The organism is Acinetobacter sp. WA-87 (genome assembly GCF_039938935.1).
In the GTDB taxonomy this organism is placed as follows: Bacteria; Pseudomonadota; Gammaproteobacteria; order Pseudomonadales; family Moraxellaceae; genus Acinetobacter; species Acinetobacter seifertii.
Window position 1 is genome coordinate 57,668 of the sequence record NZ_JBDUVF010000006.1, and the last position, 19,169, is coordinate 76,836.

Annotated in this window: 13 protein-coding genes and 2 pseudogenes; 5 read left to right on the forward strand and 10 right to left on the reverse strand. The window is 32.8% G+C overall.

Features of this window, described 5'->3' with window-relative positions:
• Nucleotides 1-204: 204 nt before the first annotated feature.
• The 3 genes from ABFY81_RS15790 to ABFY81_RS15800 form a co-directional block, all read right to left on the reverse strand.
• Nucleotides 205-2,145: a hypothetical protein gene (locus tag ABFY81_RS15790; RefSeq protein ID WP_347914139.1), complete on the reverse strand. Its 1,941-nt coding sequence runs from the start codon at nt 2,143-2,145 to the stop codon at nt 205-207.
• A gap of 138 nt (nt 2,146-2,283) precedes the next feature.
• Nucleotides 2,284-2,622, reverse strand: coding sequence for a hypothetical protein (locus ABFY81_RS15795; RefSeq protein WP_347914140.1), 339 nt, complete (start codon nt 2,620-2,622; stop codon nt 2,284-2,286).
• Between the two features lie 268 nt (nt 2,623-2,890).
• Entirely contained in the window at nt 2,891-3,220 is a 330-nt protein-coding gene (locus ABFY81_RS15800; RefSeq protein ID WP_347914141.1) for a darcynin family protein, read from the reverse strand.
• A gap of 122 nt (nt 3,221-3,342) precedes the next feature.
• Here ABFY81_RS15800 and ABFY81_RS15805 point away from each other — a divergent pair.
• Nucleotides 3,343-3,943: pseudogene (locus tag ABFY81_RS15805) on the forward strand (TetR/AcrR family transcriptional regulator).
• Between the two features lie 583 nt (nt 3,944-4,526).
• Here the strand turns inward: ABFY81_RS15805 and ABFY81_RS15810 are convergent.
• From ABFY81_RS15810 to ABFY81_RS15820, 3 genes and pseudogenes are all read right to left on the reverse strand, one after another.
• On the reverse strand, nt 4,527-6,215 hold the full coding sequence (locus ABFY81_RS15810) for a hypothetical protein (RefSeq protein WP_347914142.1): 1,689 nt from the start codon (nt 6,213-6,215) through the stop codon (nt 4,527-4,529).
• A 6-nt stretch (nt 6,216-6,221) separates the two neighbouring features.
• Nucleotides 6,222-8,762, reverse strand: a complete 2,541-nt coding sequence (locus tag ABFY81_RS15815; protein WP_347914143.1) for a hypothetical protein — start codon at nt 8,760-8,762, stop codon at nt 6,222-6,224.
• A 673-nt stretch (nt 8,763-9,435) separates the two neighbouring features.
• Nucleotides 9,436-10,299: pseudogene (locus ABFY81_RS15820) on the reverse strand (LysR family transcriptional regulator).
• A 224-nt stretch (nt 10,300-10,523) separates the two neighbouring features.
• On the opposite strand from ABFY81_RS15820, the gene ABFY81_RS15825 reads away from it, so the two are divergent.
• The 3 genes from ABFY81_RS15825 (at nt 10,524) to zapE (ending at nt 13,724) form a co-directional block, all read left to right on the forward strand.
• Nucleotides 10,524-11,417 (forward strand): PhzF family isomerase, encoded by an 894-nt coding sequence (locus ABFY81_RS15825; protein ID WP_347914144.1) that lies wholly within the window; start codon nt 10,524-10,526, stop codon nt 11,415-11,417.
• Between the two features lie 329 nt (nt 11,418-11,746).
• Entirely contained in the window at nt 11,747-12,649 is a 903-nt protein-coding gene (locus ABFY81_RS15830) for an ArgP/LysG family DNA-binding transcriptional regulator (protein ID WP_347914145.1), read from the forward strand.
• Nucleotides 12,642-13,724: a cell division protein ZapE gene (gene zapE, locus ABFY81_RS15835; RefSeq protein ID WP_049066955.1), complete on the forward strand. Its 1,083-nt coding sequence runs from the start codon at nt 12,642-12,644 to the stop codon at nt 13,722-13,724. Before ABFY81_RS15830 ends, zapE begins: the two co-directional genes overlap by 8 nt.
• A 39-nt stretch (nt 13,725-13,763) precedes the next feature.
• Here zapE and ABFY81_RS15840 read toward each other — a convergent pair whose 3' ends face one another.
• From ABFY81_RS15840 to ABFY81_RS15855, 4 genes are read right to left on the reverse strand one after another with little or no spacing between them, the layout of a single operon-like run.
• On the reverse strand, nt 13,764-14,291 hold the full coding sequence (locus tag ABFY81_RS15840; protein ID WP_347914146.1) for a cupin domain-containing protein: 528 nt from the start codon (nt 14,289-14,291) through the stop codon (nt 13,764-13,766).
• Nucleotides 14,292-14,311: 20 nt separating this feature from the next.
• Nucleotides 14,312-16,024 (reverse strand): FAD/NAD(P)-binding protein, encoded by a 1,713-nt coding sequence (locus tag ABFY81_RS15845; protein WP_347914147.1) that lies wholly within the window; start codon nt 16,022-16,024, stop codon nt 14,312-14,314.
• A gap of 49 nt (nt 16,025-16,073) precedes the next feature.
• Nucleotides 16,074-17,354, reverse strand: a complete 1,281-nt coding sequence (locus tag ABFY81_RS15850; RefSeq protein WP_151741362.1) for a pyridoxal phosphate-dependent aminotransferase — start codon at nt 17,352-17,354, stop codon at nt 16,074-16,076.
• Nucleotides 17,355-17,379: 25 nt separating this feature from the next.
• Complete coding sequence (locus ABFY81_RS15855; protein WP_004703554.1) at nt 17,380-18,162, reverse strand: iron-containing redox enzyme family protein; 783 nt, start codon at nt 18,160-18,162, stop codon at nt 17,380-17,382.
• Nucleotides 18,163-18,342: 180 nt separating this feature from the next.
• Here ABFY81_RS15855 and ABFY81_RS15860 point away from each other — a divergent pair, with 180 nt between their 5' ends.
• Entirely contained in the window at nt 18,343-19,101 is a 759-nt protein-coding gene (locus ABFY81_RS15860; RefSeq protein ID WP_004703552.1) for a sulfite exporter TauE/SafE family protein, read from the forward strand.
• Nucleotides 19,102-19,169: the final 68 nt, after the last annotated feature.

Consider the following 19,169-nt stretch of genomic DNA (forward strand, 5'->3'; position numbering starts at 1 on the left):
TGTAGTGCTATTTTTATAACTAATAAATGATTAATTTTAATTTTTTAATTATAGAAAATTAAAATTGATTTTAATAATTTTAGTTATTGATTTTAAATGAATAATTTGAAATTTAAATATTTATTAAAATATAAAAAGGAGTGCTGAGTTGCAACTCCTTTAATTTTTTTGGAGATTTATACTGTATTAATAGTATCGATCTTTTTAATATTTATAATATCTTTTAATAGTATTGGCATAATCATAAAATCTTATGAAAGGTTGTAATGCTGAATAGACTTCTTCTTTCTGCTGATGAGTCAACCAATCATCTGTATCCCTGATGACTTCAAGCATACTTCTAAATATTTTTTCAATTTCATCATTATTCATAAGAAAAGTCTCTAGTTCTATTTTTTTATTAAGATAATCAATTAATTCATTGATGTTGCTGCAGTTCGTACTTCCGAAACATAATTTGGAATTGAGGTAAGGAAAATAGCCTCGTCCATAACGAATTAAAGAAATGAGTGCACAATATAAATGTGATATTTCTTTTTTATCAAAATATGCACGATTACTCTCTGAACTACTATAAAAAGACTGCAATCTAGAAATAATATCAATTAATTCCAACTCTCTAAAATGATTAAAGTCAAGAAGAGACTTCTTTCTTATGTCTCTAAAAGGTTTATATTTATCCCAATATGATTTGGTTTTTTTTGTAACAGATTTACTTCTAATAATTTTTGAGAAAGGACTAGCTAATTGCTTTTCAATTTGCCATTCAATGACTTTAGGAATTAGTTTTTCTGTAATCCATGTATATGCCTTTTCACATGACCACCAATCTTTATCAGAGATAAGGTCATTATTGTTATAAGGTTTTTGCCAAACTAGAGTTATTTCATCTGTAAAGTTAATATTATCTAGATTGTGAGCGAAAAATGTTCCATGAAATCCTGTATTTAATTCGTCTGTATCTCTCGATGTATATATTTGTAAATAAGCATGGTGTGCATAAAAGATATGCCAGTCAGAATTACCTTTATCAATATCATGGGCATGTATAAAATCTTGGATTTGTTTCCACATTTCTATATCAATAGCACAGAGACCTATCTGTATTTCGTTCTTATATTCAGATATAAAGGGAAAATATTGGGCACCCCACAGCTTTTCAATATTTTCATAAGCAGTTATATAGTAATGTGTCAATATATCAGCTGCTTTTGAAATTTCTTCTACAGTTTCTAATGGTAAGAAAAATCTACAATTTTTAAAGTCAACAATATGTTGATCAACCTTTTGATATACTGCTCCTTGATAAAAAGGGCGGTACTTAGAATTGATAGGTTGTCCATCATTACCTAAGAAATTTTTAAGAAGCCATTTATTATCTAGTGCTATTATAGTTCCATGAGTATCATGTGCAGTGATAGTAATTGCTGCTGATCCAATATAGTTTTTAGTTGGTAGAATTGCAGAAATTTCTATCCACTTATTTTTATATGTAAAATGATTTCCATTAATATATTTGCTTTCCAAACTTTCTGAACTGACAAATGAGTTATCTAATAAATTTTCTCCCAAGTTTCTGATTTTAGGGTCTTGGTTTAACAGTGCTTTATGAAGGTTTTCTATAAAATTGACTTTGGCCATCCATTTACACTCAAATGTTTCTGAGATGGCTTTAGAAAAAAACTTGTTTATAATATCGGGATGAGATTGGCATTTTCTTGTAAGATCTATTCCTGTCCAAATCTCAAGATCTATATTGTAATTATTTTTAAATTTTTTTTGGTAATCTCTATAAACTACCTCTAGATTCATATTTATTGAATTCTGAGAAATAATGAGTAAATAAGTTTTAATATCATTTTTTAAATTATTTTTTTCAAGAAACTTATTTAATGTCTTTTTAAGGTTGTCTATACTTAATTCTTGCCAACATTTACATTCTATTCCAATAAGTCCAAAATATTCATGTTTGTATTTTGCACAGATATCTACTCCATTTTGTAGGTATCCATCGCCTAAAATATGATGGATGTCTGTAAAATTTGGATCTTTTTTCAATAATTCCGTACACAATATTTCAAATTTTTTTGAATCAAGTTCTGAAAAAGGTAGGGTTAAAGTTCCAATAGGTAGAATTTCTTTCATAAAATTTTTAATTAACCTAGTTTTATTAGAGGAAAATAATTTTTAAAAACTATGAAACATTTTAGAGTAATATTATATTGCTCTAAAATGTTTATTTAATTTTTAATTATTAGATAAAGTATTTTGTTAATAATTAAATCATTTTAATAAATCTCTATTGGTTTTTTCTAAAATTTTTAACACCTTCTCATGAGATATAATATTTGAATTATAAATTGCATAGGTGAAATTTCCAGGCATACCCTTATCCGTTCCAATGCTACTTATTTGGATACTATTAACTTTATTAGGGTAAAAAAAATTGAAAAGCTTATCAAAATCTTCTTGATTAATTGAATTAAAAGATGAACGTATTAGTTGAAGATCATCTTCATGTGCATATCCAATCGTTTTGAGCTTTTCTACTAGTTCTTCAAAATTTAAAGAACCATTTCTTACATGATTTATTAATGTAAAAGTATTAGTATTTGAATACATTTCTATATTTCCTTCTGAAATTTATATAAAATTTAAAGTTTTATTTCTAGTTAAAATACTATATAAAACTTTTGGTTATTATAATATCTAGTGAAAAATGAGATTAGAAGTTGTTTATTATACTTGGCGACATTTTATGTCGCTTGTTTTATGTTTAAGTAATTTTTCTAAATTTATGCTGTGATTTTTTAAAAAATTTAATCAGTGAGCTAAATATAATGACCAGATATTATACTGGTCGTGTAACACTATATATTCTTCTCAACCTCTATAAATAACTTTCATATTCCACATACCCATCTTCAATTGCAGGAATAATCTCTACAAACTCAAAGTAGGGCACTGTACAAAATTCAGAGTCTCGAATCGCATCAATCACAAAATAATAATCTTGCAGAGATGTGGTCTCAAACACAGCAATATCACTCGCTTTAGTGCTAAATACTTCAACGTCATACCAGCGAATTTTTACAAACGGGTACTTCTCAAAAATAGGTTCAAGCTTCTGTGCACTAAACTCAGCCCGCTTTTCACGAGCTAAAGCCAGCCAGGCAGGCAAAGCTCTTAAATGAATAAAAAAAGTATAGGTTCTAGACATAACCACTCCATGACTGAGCCGAGTTGTAGTTCAACTGAAAAAGACAGCATGTGCTTGTCATATCAACATGACTCAGTCAGTATATGAGTGATTACTCACATTAAATACTCGCATTTCAGCCCATGTCAGAAACACTTCCAGACCCACGCAAACGCCCGCGTCAAACACGCTCAGTGGCTACCTTTGAAGCCATTTTAGAGGCGGCTGCTCGCATTTTAGAGTCTTTAGGCTTTGCCGGATTTAACACAAATGCTGTGGCTGAACTCGCTGGCGTAAGCATTGGTAGTCTATATCAGTACTTTCCATCTAAAGATGCCTTAATAGTCGAGTTAATTCGACGTGAGCGCGCCAAGCTATCAAATCATATTGTTGAAGCCATACAACACCATGCCGCCGCAGATTTAAAAGAAAAACTAAAACTCATCATACATGCTGCTGTGCAACATCAATTGAGCCGTCCACAGTTGGCACGAACCCTTGAATTTGCTTCTGAACTCATTGGAAAAGACATTGGGGAAAGTGAACTTCAATACGAACTTGAAACCATAATTTCTGACCTGTTTACTCGTTCTGGTATTTCACATGCGCAAACAGCCGCGCAAGATGTGATTGCTTTAAGCAAAGGAATGATTAACGCGGCAGGCATGGCAGGGGGAAAGCGATTTAAATAATTTACAGCAGCGAGTTGAAAAGGCTGTATTTGGGTATTTGGATTTGAGCTAGCATACATAAGCCAATGTTACAGAAGAATTTTAAAGATTCTTTATCTCTGTGGGTAATGTTTTTTAACTATGCTATATTTTTGATGCACTTATAATAATTCAGTGGAGAAATAGTTATGTTTAAAAGAAATTCTTATCGTATTTTTTCTCTATTAATTTTAACTTGGTGGATGAGTTCTTTTCTGAACTTTTAAAGGTACTTCAGATCGAAAATAAGTCTGTTGTATATTTAATTGTTGCCTTGAGTCTTGTTTTAGAAAATCCCTATTTTCAATAACTGTTTAGAAAAAGAATTCGAGAAGCATGCTTAATAAATTTTATGACATATCGATTGAATTTTGAAATTTCTAGATTTAAGTGATTTCTCTTTAAAATATTATTTGTAGAAAAATAAAAAAGCCCAAGTACTATGAGTTAGGCTTTTTTTTAAAATAAAACTATGATTTATATCAGATAAAAATTACATTTTGCATAAGGCGTATTATGTTGATTTTAGGAAAACTTAATTCCTTAATGCGATAGAACCGAAAAATGGTTTTCGTAATAGTTAAAAAATAAGGAAGATGATTACATCTCCCTTATAATTAAAGTGATTCAAAATCCTCTATGTATTTATTAAAGTTATTGTAATTTATATCCATTTTTGAGCTTTCCACTATTGGAAATATCCTCATATTAGGAACATTATTCCATTTGAATAAATTGTTTTTACCAAATGGATGTATAGCTACAATTGATAGAATGTTATTAGATTCAAGTCTCATTTCAGGCATATTGAAAACTGCAAGATTAGTATAATATTTTCGGTATAGTTCATCTAAGACTTTATATTTTTCAAGAGTTGATGAACTACTGTATTTTGAATCAAAAATAAAATACTTAACCTCACCGTTCATATTTGTTTTTTTAAATATGAAGTCGGGAGTATAGTATCTATAATTAGAAGCTTTTTTATGATCTAGATAAACCAAATCATTATGCTGAGATTCATTGCTAACTGGATTAATTGTTTTTTCATAAAATAGTTCTAATACGTTATCATCTTTTTGAAATTTAACGTATTCAGGAATAAAATTTTTAAAGAAAGTATGTTGATTTGACTTTAAAACTTTCCATCCCGATTTATATATACTTTCAATGAAACTATATAAACAAAAAATTTCATAAATTTTTGATGTAGATCTAAGCTTTATTAAATTTTTGTTAATACCTAAGTCTGGGTCTCCTAAGTTATACCATTCAAACAACTTATTGAATATATTTCTATAGAAACTAGAATGCTTTACAAACTGAGTGTTTTTTGGATATTTGTATCCAGTAAAGCTTATATCCAGTTTTTTTTGTAATTCAAAAAGTACTGCATCTACTGAACTAAGAATGCCATCTATCCTTTTAGAAATACCATCAGTGGTGACTTGTAGGTATAAGTCATCTATAGTGAAGTTTTTATGAAAACTTTGTAGATTACTGTATTCCTGCTCGAAAGTTAATTTAGTCTCTTTCTCATATTTAATTGATAGAATGGATTTTATATGCAATAGCGTATGTTTTATTGAATATACACCACCAATCAGTATGTGATTTTCCTCTAAGTTATAAGATTCTTTGAGAGTATCCCTCTTAATATTGTCTAAAGAGTATCTTCTCCCTCTAATGTTTATAGAGGTAGGTTCATTAGATGGGAAAATGTCTGATATATTATTGAATATCTCATAAGGATCTAGATTGAACTGATTTGATTCATTGACGAAATCTTTAGCAGTTTCTAAACGTTTCTTTAAAATTGTTGAATAATTTCCTTTTTTAGATAGAAAAATTTTTAATATATCTTCTGATAGCTTTATCACTGATTCTATATTTGGGGATGAATCTGTGAAATTATCTAATTCTAACTTAGTTCTAGATAAACATATATCAAGGACTCGGTTATTATTTTTAAGGAGATATATGACCATCTCCTTAATTTGTTCGAATTTAACTTTTTCGGTTAAAACATTAAATATTATTTCATGCTTTAACTCATTAGCGATGTAGATACGAACAGTACTATATCCAAAGCTTTCTCTAAAAATTTTATCTTTAATTGAAAAGTAATCGGATAAAGAATCTATTCTTTTTTGTAAAGGCAATAAATAATCTTCAACATAGACTTCTATGACGTCATCCTGTTCAACTTTAAAAAAAAATTGAACTTCATGAAAATCCATTACATTTATACAAGATGAAGAAATAGGATATATTTCTTCATCATTAATATTAATACTTAAATCCATTAGTAATTACCAGCAGAAGAAATCATATGTATTGAGATCTGAATCTCCATTACTGATAATTGTCTCTAGGCAATCTGAAGATTTTTGAAGATCATGAGATAAAAGCAATTGATTAAGTGCGTTTAGCCTGTTGCAGAAATTCTTCCCGTTTCCTCGAATCTGTGGAAGAATTAATTGTAGTACTGCATAATCTAGAGCCAACACATCGTTATCATCAGAATAAGCTCTCATTAAAGGTCTGGCCTTATTACAATACTGACGGATTGCGATAGACTTACGATTGCTGATCTGAATAGTTTTCCCAAATTCAAACTTTTTATCTTCTAAAATAAATTTAATCTGATCAAATATACGCTGTTCTTTATCTGTTAATTCTGGAATATATTCAACTGTACCAAAGTAATATTCCATCACATCATATGTAACAGGCATATCTAATAAATTATTAGAATTATTAATCTTATCAATCATTGATGGTGATATATTGCTATTTTCTAACAAAATAACAGGCGCTCTGTCTAATACACGATGGGAGAGAAACTCAGTAGTATTGTCATAATTAATTGTAGCTACAAATCTAAGGTGCTCTGGAATTTGGAGGTCATCTTCGCCTAGTTTAATAGGTTTATTTCCTTTTAAATCACTAATTCCCATAAAAGATGACCAATAATGTTCAATTGGACTCAAATTAGCTTCATCTAGCAGAATCAATGAGCATGGAGTGTTAGTACCTATCTCTAACTCTTTATTTAAAGAGTAAAGGAAGTTATAAATTCCGGTACTAGAAGACTGGAATTTATTAGAAATAGGGTTGAAATAACCTATCAAATCTTTTTGGCCAGTCCATCCTCTTGCAACAGGAACTTCTAAGAATCTTTTTCGCTGTAACCCTTTTACATCAGCTAGTAAACGTACTAAGGATGTCTTACCGCCACCTGGGAGCCCCGCAATAAAGCTTAAGAATGACTGCTGGATTGTGACTACTAAATTGATGATTTCAATAGGTGAAATTGAGCGATTTTTAACGTTAAAAGCTTGTTCGAAATAATTAATAATAATGGCAGCTGCGTCAGATTTGCTCATATCTATATTATATGTAGGAATATGAACATCTAAGTCGATATTTTTTGAAGTAGAAATATTATTTCCGTTAATTGCTTCTACATAAGGTTTAAGTTCAAATAGCTTAGATCTGAGAGTATCCTCAGACTCATTATAAAGTTTCTTCAAACGATCAGTATCTTTTTCCAAACTAATTTGTCGTGCAACTTCATCACGATAATTTGTTTTGGCCTGACTTAAATCTTTTAATATTTGGTCATATGTTTTTAAAGTTAAATATTTTTCATTTAAAGTCTCATATTCTTGTTTTAAATTATTAAAGTCCTCTAGTTTTTTAGAAAAATCTTTATTTAGGTCAGCGCTTTTCTTAGCATTATCAAGTAACTCACTATCAAACTTAACTTTATTACGGTCTTCGATTTCTTTACCTAATGCGACTAGCTCCTGTTTATTATTATTAATCTTACCTAATAAATCTTCTAGCTCTTGATTCTTCTCTCTAAGAGATTTTTCAATTTCATTACTATAGTTTTCTTTAATGCTCTTCAAATATTCATCTTTATTACGTGAGATAAAATTCTCAACGATTTGATCCCCTAAATTAGTCTTTAAGAACTTCTCAAATCCATCCACTAAATTTTCTTTGAAATCAAAATTGCTATTAGCAATTTCTTTGAATCTTGGAAGCTTATCTGTAATGGATTTTTGATTAAATTTAGGAATTTTTTTGATCTGAGCTTCTAGAAATAAGAAGTCAGCTTTCTTACTATTATAATTTAACTCTTTAGCAATTTTACTAAATAGTCCAATAATATCCTCATCGGAAGAGTAGTCAATGGATGATAATTTTGGATTGTTATGTAATGTAGTAAGGTCTGTAAAGTACACTCTACTACCTTCTGGTAAGTCTTGGCATACTAATAAATTATCACCAAGTTGACTAAAATCACCTTTTAAAATATTACCTGTATATAGAACCCGACCAGGTAATGGGTTATCAATTTTCTTTAAAAGAATTTTTTCTTGACCACTTAAAACTTCCCATTTAAATGGACCATAACTAATTGATTCATTGTCCAATAAATAAATATATGTCGTACTAGGCTCAAATTTATAGTCAATGACAGGGAGATTAGGATCAGGAAGGTCACTCAGTAAAACTTCAACAAATTCACGAGGTTTGATGTCTGTAGTTTTAAAACCTTGTGTAACGTAAATACAGGTACGATCATCTGGGATATCAGGGTTTCTGTACTGTGATTCAAATACTGTAACTTTAAATAACTCACGATCACCGTATTTTGAATCCAACTCATCATAAGCACTTGTAACAAATACTTTCCCTGAAGGACAAAAATTTTCGTTTGTTAACGGAATAAATTTTTCTCCATTCCATTCTGCTACAGGACGGATGTATCCTTTTATTAAATCTGCATGTGCATATAATTTATAGGCTATGATTTCACGTGAGCTATTTTTTTCCATGATAAAAATCAGTGTAAAATGAATTGTAATTATTATAACTATATATAATTCAAAATTTTATAAATAATACTCTAAATTCAAGAAATATCATTAAATATCTAAGCATAAATTCAGCATTTGATTCTTCTTTATTGAGAAAAAATTAAATATTTTATTCCTTTAATAATTTTTAAATCAAAACGAATGATAATAGGATCCTGTCGCATTAAGGAGTAAAAGCCGAATAATTGAGGAAAGTCCTCGCCTTAGCTAACCAATTAATACAGTGATCCTATGGAATCGCATGGTCCCATAAAATCAAATTGCTCCTAAGATGGGCGTGTTAATCACATACCTCATCGACACGATTTCAAATCTACTTAACATAAAAACTCTTATTAGAAATTTTAAAAACTGGAATTTTCTACTAATTTAGTATCCATTTAACATAATGGGCGTTATCTAAAACCATATTTAAAAAGATTATTAAAATCATATTGTTAAAAGTTTTTGTCTACTACAAAGAAAGCAAAATCCCGTTTTTGACACAAGTCGGATTTTTTATGAGCAGATTTGATAGTTCTCGCCAATCATTTTAACTAAAAATCACTCTGTACAACTTGAGTGAGCCATAACTCGGTTTAACATAAAATTTCTTTTTCGAATTCAAAATTAGAATAAAAGCTAATTTTTATTACAACAGATATTTTTGAAGTTCTTTTTCAATTGTTTCACTAATCAACGTTGAATAGTCACTATCCTTAGTATCTAAATGACGCATTAACCACACATCTTGTTTTAAAGTTTGCTCAGGTAGTATGGGTACTAACCCAGAAGCCTTTGCAATAAAACAAGGCAGGGCTGTAATTCCTTATCCTTCAATGACTGCTCGTAGTTGCGAGTGCATGTTATCAAAAGACAAAGCAGGGGCTGCATCTTGAGTGAGTTCACGCATCCATTGTGCTAAGAACGTATATTGAAGGCTTCGGTCCCAACCGATTATACGATGATTCAGCAAATCATCAGCCGTTTCAGCATGCTCTGTGAAACTGGCGAGATAATCTTTACTGCAATAAAGTCCATATTCTAGTTGGCCAATGCGTCGAATAATGTAACGCCCGCTTTCTGGACGAACAAGCCGGAGAATAATGTCAGCTTCCCGTCGGGAAAAATCAACAGGAACGACACTTGTTGAGATTTCTAATTGTAAATCTGGATGCTTCAGTTGCAACGCTGTTAGCTTTGATTGAAGCAACTGTTGCCCAATTAACTCAGGTAAAGCAATGCGGAACAATGATTGTTGCCCTTGATCGTTGTAACGTTCCATCGCTATTAAATGCTCTTCTGCTTTTTCAGCCAAAGCAAAAAAATGTTTTCCAACGTGTGTGAGTGTATAGCCATCACTGTCTCGGGAAAAAAGAACCGCATTGAGGCTTTTCTCCAGTTCAATGGCTCTGCGATGTACGGTAGAAACACTAATACCAAGCAATTTTGCACTGCGGCTCAACCCGCCAGTTCGCCCAATAGCTAACAAAATTTTAGTATCGTCCCAGTTCATACCTTTCCATATTTAAAAAATGCATTTGCAATAAAAACTATAGTATCCCCGCTGTCTAGATTTATACAATTCAAATAACTACTACAAAGAATCAAAACTCATTATATAAGGCGACCATAAACATTTTAGAACTACGACATATGGCACAGCAATTAAATAAGATTTTCTGGTTATGGCGGGAGCTATTTCTGAGATCACAATATTAACAACAGAGGAGTTCTGCCATGACGACCATTTATGTAGTTGATGCATTTACCACCCAACCAAATACAGGAAATCGAGCAGGGGTTGTGCTAGATGCTGACCATCTTACAACTCAAGAGATGCAAGATATTGCTGCATTCGCAGGGTATTCAGAAACTGCCTTTGTTTTGTCACCTAAAGATCAAAGCCATGACATACATGTTCGATATTTTACCCCTACAAATGAAGTCCCGATCTGTGGACATGCCACAATCGCTACTCATTTTTTACGTGCAACTACAGGCCACCAATCAGACTACCCATTAATCGCAAAAACGGTGGCTGGTCATTTACCCGTTTCAATATTTGGAAGCCCAGAAGCATTATTGGTGAAAATGACTCAAGGTCGCGTAGAGTTTTTACCACCTTTTAATGCGAGTCAACGGAGTGAACTTGCAAGCGCACTGGGTGTGAGTGAAAGTGATTTTGCCGACTTGCCAATACAAGTTGTCACGACGGGGCATTCCAAGGTGATGGTGCCCATGCTGAGCAGAAGTACACTTGATGGATTAACTCCGAACAATGAAAAACTGAAAGCCATGAGTGCTGAAATAGGCTGCAATGGTTTTTTTCCATTCGTCTTGGAAGGTAGTAAGCAAGAACCTATTACTTATGGTCGAATGTTCGCACCCGCGATCGGTATTAATGAAGATCCAGTAACTGGTAATGCAAATGGTCCAGCGGGAGCGTACCTTGTTCATCACGATTTAATCGATTGTGACCAGAAAGTAACTTATTGGGGATATCAAGGTCTAGCCATACAAAGATCGGGGCGAGTTTTAGTAACAGTTGAGAAAACAGATTCAATATTACACGTTAGCATTGCAGGCCAAGCCGTTTTAGTTGGTTCAGTTTTGTACTCTGGAAAAGATTGATTATTTTTAAGAAATTAAGACATTTTGAGCTATAAAAAATCCGATATAGAATCGGATTTTTTATAGCTTTGAGTTACTTTAAAAAGTAATACTTAAACTTACCAGCTTAACGCACCACCAGTTTGGGAGTTAGGTACTGCATTTCAATTAATATTGAATTTAATTAGGGTTTTATTAGTTTTACTAATTAATCGCATGTGTGTTACTCATTTAATTAAAATAAATAATGATTATTTAGCAGAAGTAATACAATTGTAGTATTTCGTATTGCCATACCCATTACTATGATTAAGAAATATAACTTTAATTAATATAGATAACATTTAAAAATGCTAGACAAAATTAAATGCGACGCCTTTTCGGCCGTCGTTGAAACAGGAAGTTTCGAAAAAGCTGGTAAAAAATTATGTGTATCTCAGTCAGCAATTTCTCAAAGAGTTCGATTACTAGAGGAGAGATTAGGAAATGTATTATTAGTTAGAGAAAGACCATGTAAACCAACACCATTTGGAGCTGAGTTATTTGCTTATCTTCAGCGAGTGTCTTTATTAGAGAATGTTTTTTTAAAATCGGTCATCGATAATAATAAATTTAAGCCGTTACCCATTGCTGCGAGTATCGGTACATTTGAGTCATTGCTTTTCCCTATATTAGCCAAGTACTGTCTGTCTGAGTCTATTACAATAGACGTAAAGATTGATACGCTTTGTAATACCATCGAACTCTTAAAAAGAGGAGAGGTTCAGGCCTGCATTAGTTCCGAGTCTGAGATAATCAGAGGGTGTACAAGTGTATATTTAGGTAATATGGTTTATTGCCTAGTTGCCTCAGAGAATTTTATTAATAAATGGTTTAAAAATGGAATTAATAGAGAGAGTCTGCGTTTAGCTCCTTTAGTTTTATTTAATGAAAATGAAAGAATATATTTCGATTTTTTAGAATCTAACTTCGGACTAAAAAAATCAATGATTCCTTTTCATATTATTCCTTCAACTGACTCTTATATTTCTGGGCTTGCTTGTGATATGGGCTACGGAATAATGCCTATATGCAAGATAAATCAGGATTTATCGAATCTGGGCATAAAGGAAATTTCTAAAGAATATAGAATTAAGATTCCATTATACTGGCATCAGCTTTCTTATCTTTCTCCAGCAGTTTCAATAATGAATGATATTATTATTAAGCACTCAACAACAATCTTGGCTACTGTAGGGAATGAAGATGCTTAAGCATGAGGGTCAAAGTCCACTCGAGATATACAACTCTATGATTGATAATGGCGTTGTTCTTGCAGATCCGTCTCAGCGACAAGCTATTGAAACATTAAATGAGATTTGGAATAAAATTGAAAACCAGTCTAGTCATTTCTTCAGTCCCCAGATTAAAGGTCTGTATATGTGGGGAAGTGTAGGAACAGGCAAGACATGGATTATGGATTTATTCTATAACTCTCTTAATTTTAAAAAGAAAATGAGAGTGCATTTTCATCATTTCCTAAAAGATGTTCACAAGCAGCTTATTGCCTATCGGGGAAATAAAGATCCTTTAAAGCTGATTGCTAATGACATAGCAAGCAACTATAAGCTCATTTGCTTTGATGAGTTTTTTGTATCAAATGTTGCCGATGCAATGATACTTTCAAATCTATTTAATCTGCTATTTTCAAAGAAAGTGATATTGGTTGCTACCTCGAATATTGATCCGGAAGATCTTTATAAAGATGGTTTAAATCGTGATAGATTTTTAGAGACCATAGATCATATCAATAAGAATTGCACAGTCTTGAAAATCGGTAATCAACTCGATTATAGAACCATTAAAGAAAGCAACGCCAATGACCATTTCTATAGATTTCCATTAAATGAAGAATCAGAACAATGGCTTCATTCGGTTTACCAGCAGCTTACAAATAACCAGAAAGAACTCAAGACGAGCATTATGATCAACCATAGATCAGTCGAGGTTAAATCTTGCTATAAGAATGTGATCTGGTTCGACTTTGAAAACCTTTGCCGAGAAGCCAGAAGCCCAGCTGATTACATTGAGATAGCAACGCAATATGACTATGTGCTCATCAGTGGAATTGGTGATTTAACAGATAGAATTTATGATACCGTGAGACGTTTTATTTATTTGATTGATGAACTTTATGATCAAAAAATCAAACTATACTTTGCTGCTTCACAACCATTAAATCAATTATATAAAGGCGAGAGGCTTAAATTTGAATTTCAAAGAACGTATTCACGATTACAGGAAATGCAAAGCATAAGTTATAACAAGGAACTTCAAGAGCCTGCTTGAATATATAACGATGCTTTGCATGACTAACACGCAGTTGGATTAAGCAAAAAAGTACGATTTTTCTGGAAATTTTGCCTTATATCCATTCTGCAAAAATACTTCTAATGCTTGAATAATGTCGGCTTGTTCCTCTGTACTAATTTCCTTTTTTCTATTGTTTTTAAAGTCTTCAATAATATATTGAATATCAGCGTTATAGTCCTTAATAAAAATATCTGAACTCAGTCGAGTTTTAGGTTCAATATTGGCAAGTAGTGGTTCTATTTCTTCAATATTTTTAAAAAATTCAATACTAAATTCTCCAATTTGAAGAATGATATAACGGCTTTCAACCTCAATATCTTTATTTGCAAATCTGTGTCTAACATTGGGGGGAATTTGGAAAAAGCCGCCCTGATTAACAATATATTTCTGCTGCAAATCTGGTAACTCAACCTGAATAGCACCTTTTGAGCAGTACACAAGATCGGGGATATGAGTATGCTTATGAAACGGAAACAGGCTATCTTTTAAATTGCACAGCACTATCCTAATATCGCGGTCATAACAAAACTGATGCATTTCCATTGATCATTTTCCTCGTCCGATTAACTAATTTTATAGAGTTGTTCTGGCGTAAATATGGGTTCACTCAGATGCTTTTGAAACAATTCAACCCAATCAGTCGAGACAGAATCAGCCGCATCAACAATCGCTTTGGAAAAGTTACGTTCATTCTGCCAGTATCGGGTAAGCACACCGAAAGAGTAAAAATACTCGGAGGGCTTTATAAATCCACTACGGTTTTCCATCAGTTTGTAGGTCTCGAAACCATCTAGCATCAAACCTCCAGTGTTATATTCATCCTCCATATTCGGGACAATATTCTTTTGCTCTAACAATGATTTAACCAATGCTGAGGGATGTTTATAGATATCAAAATCTTGACTGATCGTATTCACCACAAGATCAAAATCAAATGAATGCCCTAGATCATCAGTGAGCTGTACATGGCTATCCATTATTTTTAGAGGTTTACTGTTATAGCCAAGTTTAAGTGATTGAAGTAGACCAGCTTCAAATAGGCATTTCAGCTTTTGTGCATTTTCCAGTGGGATTGGTACGGCAAGGCGAATGAATAAGTGATCAAATTCTTGGTCGTAGCGTTTTTTATCATGACTGCTTAAATAGCGGTAAAACTTCATTCTTCGTACTTTAAGAATGATCATATTAATTAAGTCATTAAGCTCTTGCTGCTCCAGATCGTATTTCAACTTTTCATAAGCATTTGCAAATTTCAAGTTGCATAAGTCATTGAATGACACTTCACCATTCGTTGCATTTTTAAGCTCAAGATCAAGCAGATGAAGAATATCATCTAGTGATAAAACCTGATTTAAGTGCTGCTGCAACTCAGGGAAAGATTCATGAGTGAAATACTTAAAGTCATAGTTAGGTTTATTGCCTCGTACCGCAGGGAAGTATCCTGAACGACTAGCAACATAGGCTTTGAAGTTTTTATCTGTCACGGCCTTCTGATAGCTTGAGAAGGCTCCGTTTTCAGTTGCAAACGATCCTTCGCTAAATAGAGTGATGACGGTATCAACACCACTAGGGCCCATACCGCGAACAAGAACATTTGGCTTATGATCTTGTCTCATAATGTCATTAAGTCTGATTAAGACTTTTTGAAAAGGGTAGGGTTTTACGAATAAACTGTGTTCGGAGTCTAAATGACTTGCCGTCCAGTGTCCGATAGTCAGCAACAGCTTAGAAAACCCTTTTAATTCAATTGTTCGATTTAAGTTTTGATTCTTAATAACTAAATTATAACCGCCTTTAGCCTCGTAGCCATCGATAGCTTCATAGCCATTGTAAACTTCAACTTTTATACGATTTAATTTGGCTAATTCTAAGTATTTTTTGAATCTATCATTGAGATAGATACCAAACAAAGCTCTAGGATAAAAAGCGTTAGGATCGGGGAAGACTTGCGATTCACCAGCCAAAGATTTCTTATAAACTAGGTGGGGGTAATGAGTCATCAGATGGTTTTTATTTTCTGCCATCCAATCCATAAAGTCGTTATCCCAAAGCGACATTGAATGGGCAGGGTTATTACACAAATGGCCAGCCAATAATTCGTCTTTGTCGTATGGATTCCCATGTCCCATAGATTCACGCATTTCAACAAGAGTAATAGAGCATGACTTATGATCAATCTCTTGATTTAGTAATTTTTTTACAAAGCTGATGAAGGTACACGTACCTGAGAATCCCAGTCCAATGATACAGAACTTTTTCAAAGTAATATCGTCCATAAAAATGTAAATTCAGGAAGTTAAAAATTAACTTCCTGAATAATATGAGTTAGTTCAATTTCTGAAGGGCTTCTTTAATACGTGCTGCGGCTGCTTTTAGAGTCACTGGATCACGTCCGCAATTCATGCGTATGTAATGTCGGAGGCTATCGATGTTTTCACCAAAATGCATGCCTCCAATAGAAGCAACTTTTGCTGTCTCCAAAAGATATTGATCGGCTGAATCAAATCCTAGCTTTTGGATTTTGTCGCCATACTTTGACAAGTCCAAGAATAAGAAAAATCCACCTTCAGGCTCAGTCACTTCTAAACCAGTGCAGCTTTTCAAGTCTTCAATGAATGTCTGCATGTTCTGTCTGGCAACTACTGCACGTTTCTTTGCAACGTCATCCATGTATTCTTGCATTGCTTCATGTGTCGCAATTTGGGCATAGGTCGAAGCAAATGAGTTTAAATTCACCTGTACTTTTTCCATAACTTTAATCAGTTTGTCCGAAGCACAAATATATCCAGATCGGTCGCCGTGCATTCCATAGGTTTTACCGGGACCAGTGATATAAATAGTGTAGTCCCACATAGAGTGTGTTTGGTCTTTAAACTGCTGGGTAATATTTGAAATGTTTGCAGGCTTAGTATTCAAAATATGTGATTCATACGGACAATCAAAAAGCACATAGATTGGGCTTAGACCTTTTGATAAACGTTCGGCATTGGCAGTCAAAATCACTTTCGAAATCGACTCTAATTCATCACGAGTATAAATTTTGCCAGAAGGGTTTAGGCAGTCACCAAGAATGATAATTTTGGTCTTATCAGTAATGGTTTTTTCTAACTCAACTACATCAATCGCTTGGTTATAAAAGTCTTTGACATAGATTGGTTTAGCTTTACCTAAGTGCAATTCAATCATGTCTGCGTAATGAGGCCAGTTTGGTACTGGGTAAATCACTTCATCGTCTGGATTTAGAAGTGTATGAAATACCACGGTGATAGCACCTTTAATACCGCCAGGAGTGACCATGATTTCAGTATCTGGATTGAAGCTGATATCACGTAAACGCTTCACACGCTCAGCAATAGCCTTTCGTAAGAAAGGGAAGCCTTTAACTGGGGCAAACTCATGGATAATTGCAGCATTATTTGAAATATAACTCTTAACTGCATCATCAATGCCGCTATTGGTCTTTTCATCCAAAGTACCAATACTTAAATCAATAACCTGATCATCTGCGCTAGACTTTTTATTTAATTCTAAAATTTTCGCCTTAGTTCCGTGTGTAATTGATTCACGTAAATTCAAGGCTGCTTGTGAAATACCTAAGTTTTGCATTATGAAATCTCAAAATCCGTTTTAATTAAAGTGATACAGCTTGATCAAACATTGCATTCCACATCTTAAGCTGGGCTTTCAATGTTTCATTTGCACCAAACTTAATCTCATCAAGGTCTTCTTGGTTATTACAGTTGTTATGGACACACTGTTTAGCATCTTGAGCGTGACGATCTTCGACGCCATTTTCGATATGGGCGTTAAAATAGACCTCAACTTTCTTAATGAATTCACTTGGATCAAGGTTTTTGTTATTGAATCGGAACGCTTCACGGAATACGGTAAGCATCTTATCAGCATGGTTTTCTAGGGCCATGACTGCCCCCAACATGCGAGGATAACTACCCGTAATCAAACCTTGGATAGTATCTCGATACTGCAATGTCTCTGCGATGATTCGATCACTATTCTTAGCCTGTTGAACCTTCATCTCTGGAAGATTGTATTCTGCGGCGCCAAATACATTCAGCGCATTCTCCATAAAGATTTCATGGCACTTGGCTTTTTCACCCATACCAGTTTCTTCACTTAAGATGTGAGTGAATAGGACTAGAGTGTCCATATCGTTTTCAAAAGCAGATCGCGAACATACATGAGCAATCCCTTTTACGGTTAGCTCGGTACGATAGAAGAAGTTGTCACGAAATAAGATATATGATTCTGGCGTCCATGAAGTAGAAGTCAAATGCTTGAAATAATTGTTTTGGAAAATTTCATGATCATCCATTTTAGTAATGAATTCATCTAACTCAGCACTAATCGTTTCTTTACAATCAACATTTCCATTGATGATTACTTTAGAGTTCATTCTTGAATTATCCTTTTATAATGAAATTTATTTTTTACAGCGAAATTTTTATAACAAAGAAATAATCAAAAAAAATGAGTATTAAATATTTTAATGTTTGATAAAATTATCTAATATTTATGTGATAATTTATATTTTAGTGTAGTTTGGCTTGGTTAAAAATCAAAAATGGAATTTTAAATGTATCTTTTAGAAGATTTTTCAGTACTGCAACTTTCAATAATGTTAATAACAATAGTATGCTCTTATATTATTTTTGGAATGGTGGGTTTTGGAACTGCATTAATTGCGAGTCCTGTATTACTTAACTTTTTACCCCTCTCACAAATTATTCCACTGTTAGCCTTACTAGATATGTTCGCTGCCATTTCAAATGTCATTAAAGATGGTAAGAAGGCAGACTTTTCTGAATTAAAATTTCTAATACCACTTATGTTTGTCGGTAGTTTTCTTGGCTTTATACTGCTGATGAGAGTTAATGCAAGTTACGCACTGTTAGCATTTGGTATATTTACTCTTTTATATGCGATTTACTCATTAAGTGGCTTTAAGCCACAGAAAAAACTAGAGAAAAAATTTGTTTTTCCTTTTGGATTATCTGGTGGTTTCTTAGGGGCCATGTTTGGTAGCGGTGGATTTTTATATGCGATTTACCTCAATGGACGAATCGAAACCCCAGAAAAAATCCGTGTCACTCAAACTACATTGATTGGATGCAGTACAGTTTTTCGAGTCATTCTATTTACTACAGCAGGCGTGTATTTTTCGGATAACTTATTGTCACTTGCGCTTCTGTTTATTCCATCGATGTTGATAGGTGCGTTCATTGGTAAGCGAATTACACTCAAATTGTCTAAGCAGCAATTCTTGAAAATTATTAATTTTATTGTACTGCTATCTGGAATATCTATTATTGTTAAATACGCTTTAACAGTATAGATCCATTATTATGGGTACCTAAACTAATTGATTTAGATATTAATAATTTCATTCTTGAATTTATTTTA

Excerpts from the sequence above, each read along its gene's own strand:
- ABFY81_RS15855 (WP_004703554.1), bottom strand. The coding sequence starts at position 18,162 with ATGAACTCTAAAGTAATCATCAATGGAAATGTTGATTGTAAAGAAACG.
- ABFY81_RS15790 (WP_347914139.1), bottom strand. The coding sequence starts at position 2,145 with ATGAAAGAAATTCTACCTATTGGAACTTTAACCCTACCTTTTTCAGAA.
- ABFY81_RS15830 (WP_347914145.1), top strand. The coding sequence starts at position 11,747 with ATGCTAGACAAAATTAAATGCGACGCCTTTTCGGCCGTCGTTGAAACA.
- ABFY81_RS15850 (WP_151741362.1), bottom strand. The coding sequence starts at position 17,354 with ATGCAAAACTTAGGTATTTCACAAGCAGCCTTGAATTTACGTGAATCA.
- ABFY81_RS15815 (WP_347914143.1), bottom strand. The coding sequence starts at position 8,762 with ATGGAAAAAAATAGCTCACGTGAAATCATAGCCTATAAATTATATGCA.
- zapE (WP_049066955.1), top strand. The coding sequence starts at position 12,642 with ATGCTTAAGCATGAGGGTCAAAGTCCACTCGAGATATACAACTCTATG.
- ABFY81_RS15810 (WP_347914142.1), bottom strand. The coding sequence starts at position 6,215 with ATGGATTTAAGTATTAATATTAATGATGAAGAAATATATCCTATTTCT.
- ABFY81_RS15860 (WP_004703552.1), top strand. The coding sequence starts at position 18,343 with ATGTATCTTTTAGAAGATTTTTCAGTACTGCAACTTTCAATAATGTTA.
- ABFY81_RS15845 (WP_347914147.1), bottom strand. The coding sequence starts at position 16,024 with ATGGACGATATTACTTTGAAAAAGTTCTGTATCATTGGACTGGGATTC.
- ABFY81_RS15800 (WP_347914141.1), bottom strand. The coding sequence starts at position 3,220 with ATGTCTAGAACCTATACTTTTTTTATTCATTTAAGAGCTTTGCCTGCC.
- ABFY81_RS15795 (WP_347914140.1), bottom strand. The coding sequence starts at position 2,622 with ATGTATTCAAATACTAATACTTTTACATTAATAAATCATGTAAGAAAT.
- ABFY81_RS15825 (WP_347914144.1), top strand. The coding sequence starts at position 10,524 with ATGACGACCATTTATGTAGTTGATGCATTTACCACCCAACCAAATACA.
- ABFY81_RS15840 (WP_347914146.1), bottom strand. The coding sequence starts at position 14,291 with ATGGAAATGCATCAGTTTTGTTATGACCGCGATATTAGGATAGTGCTG.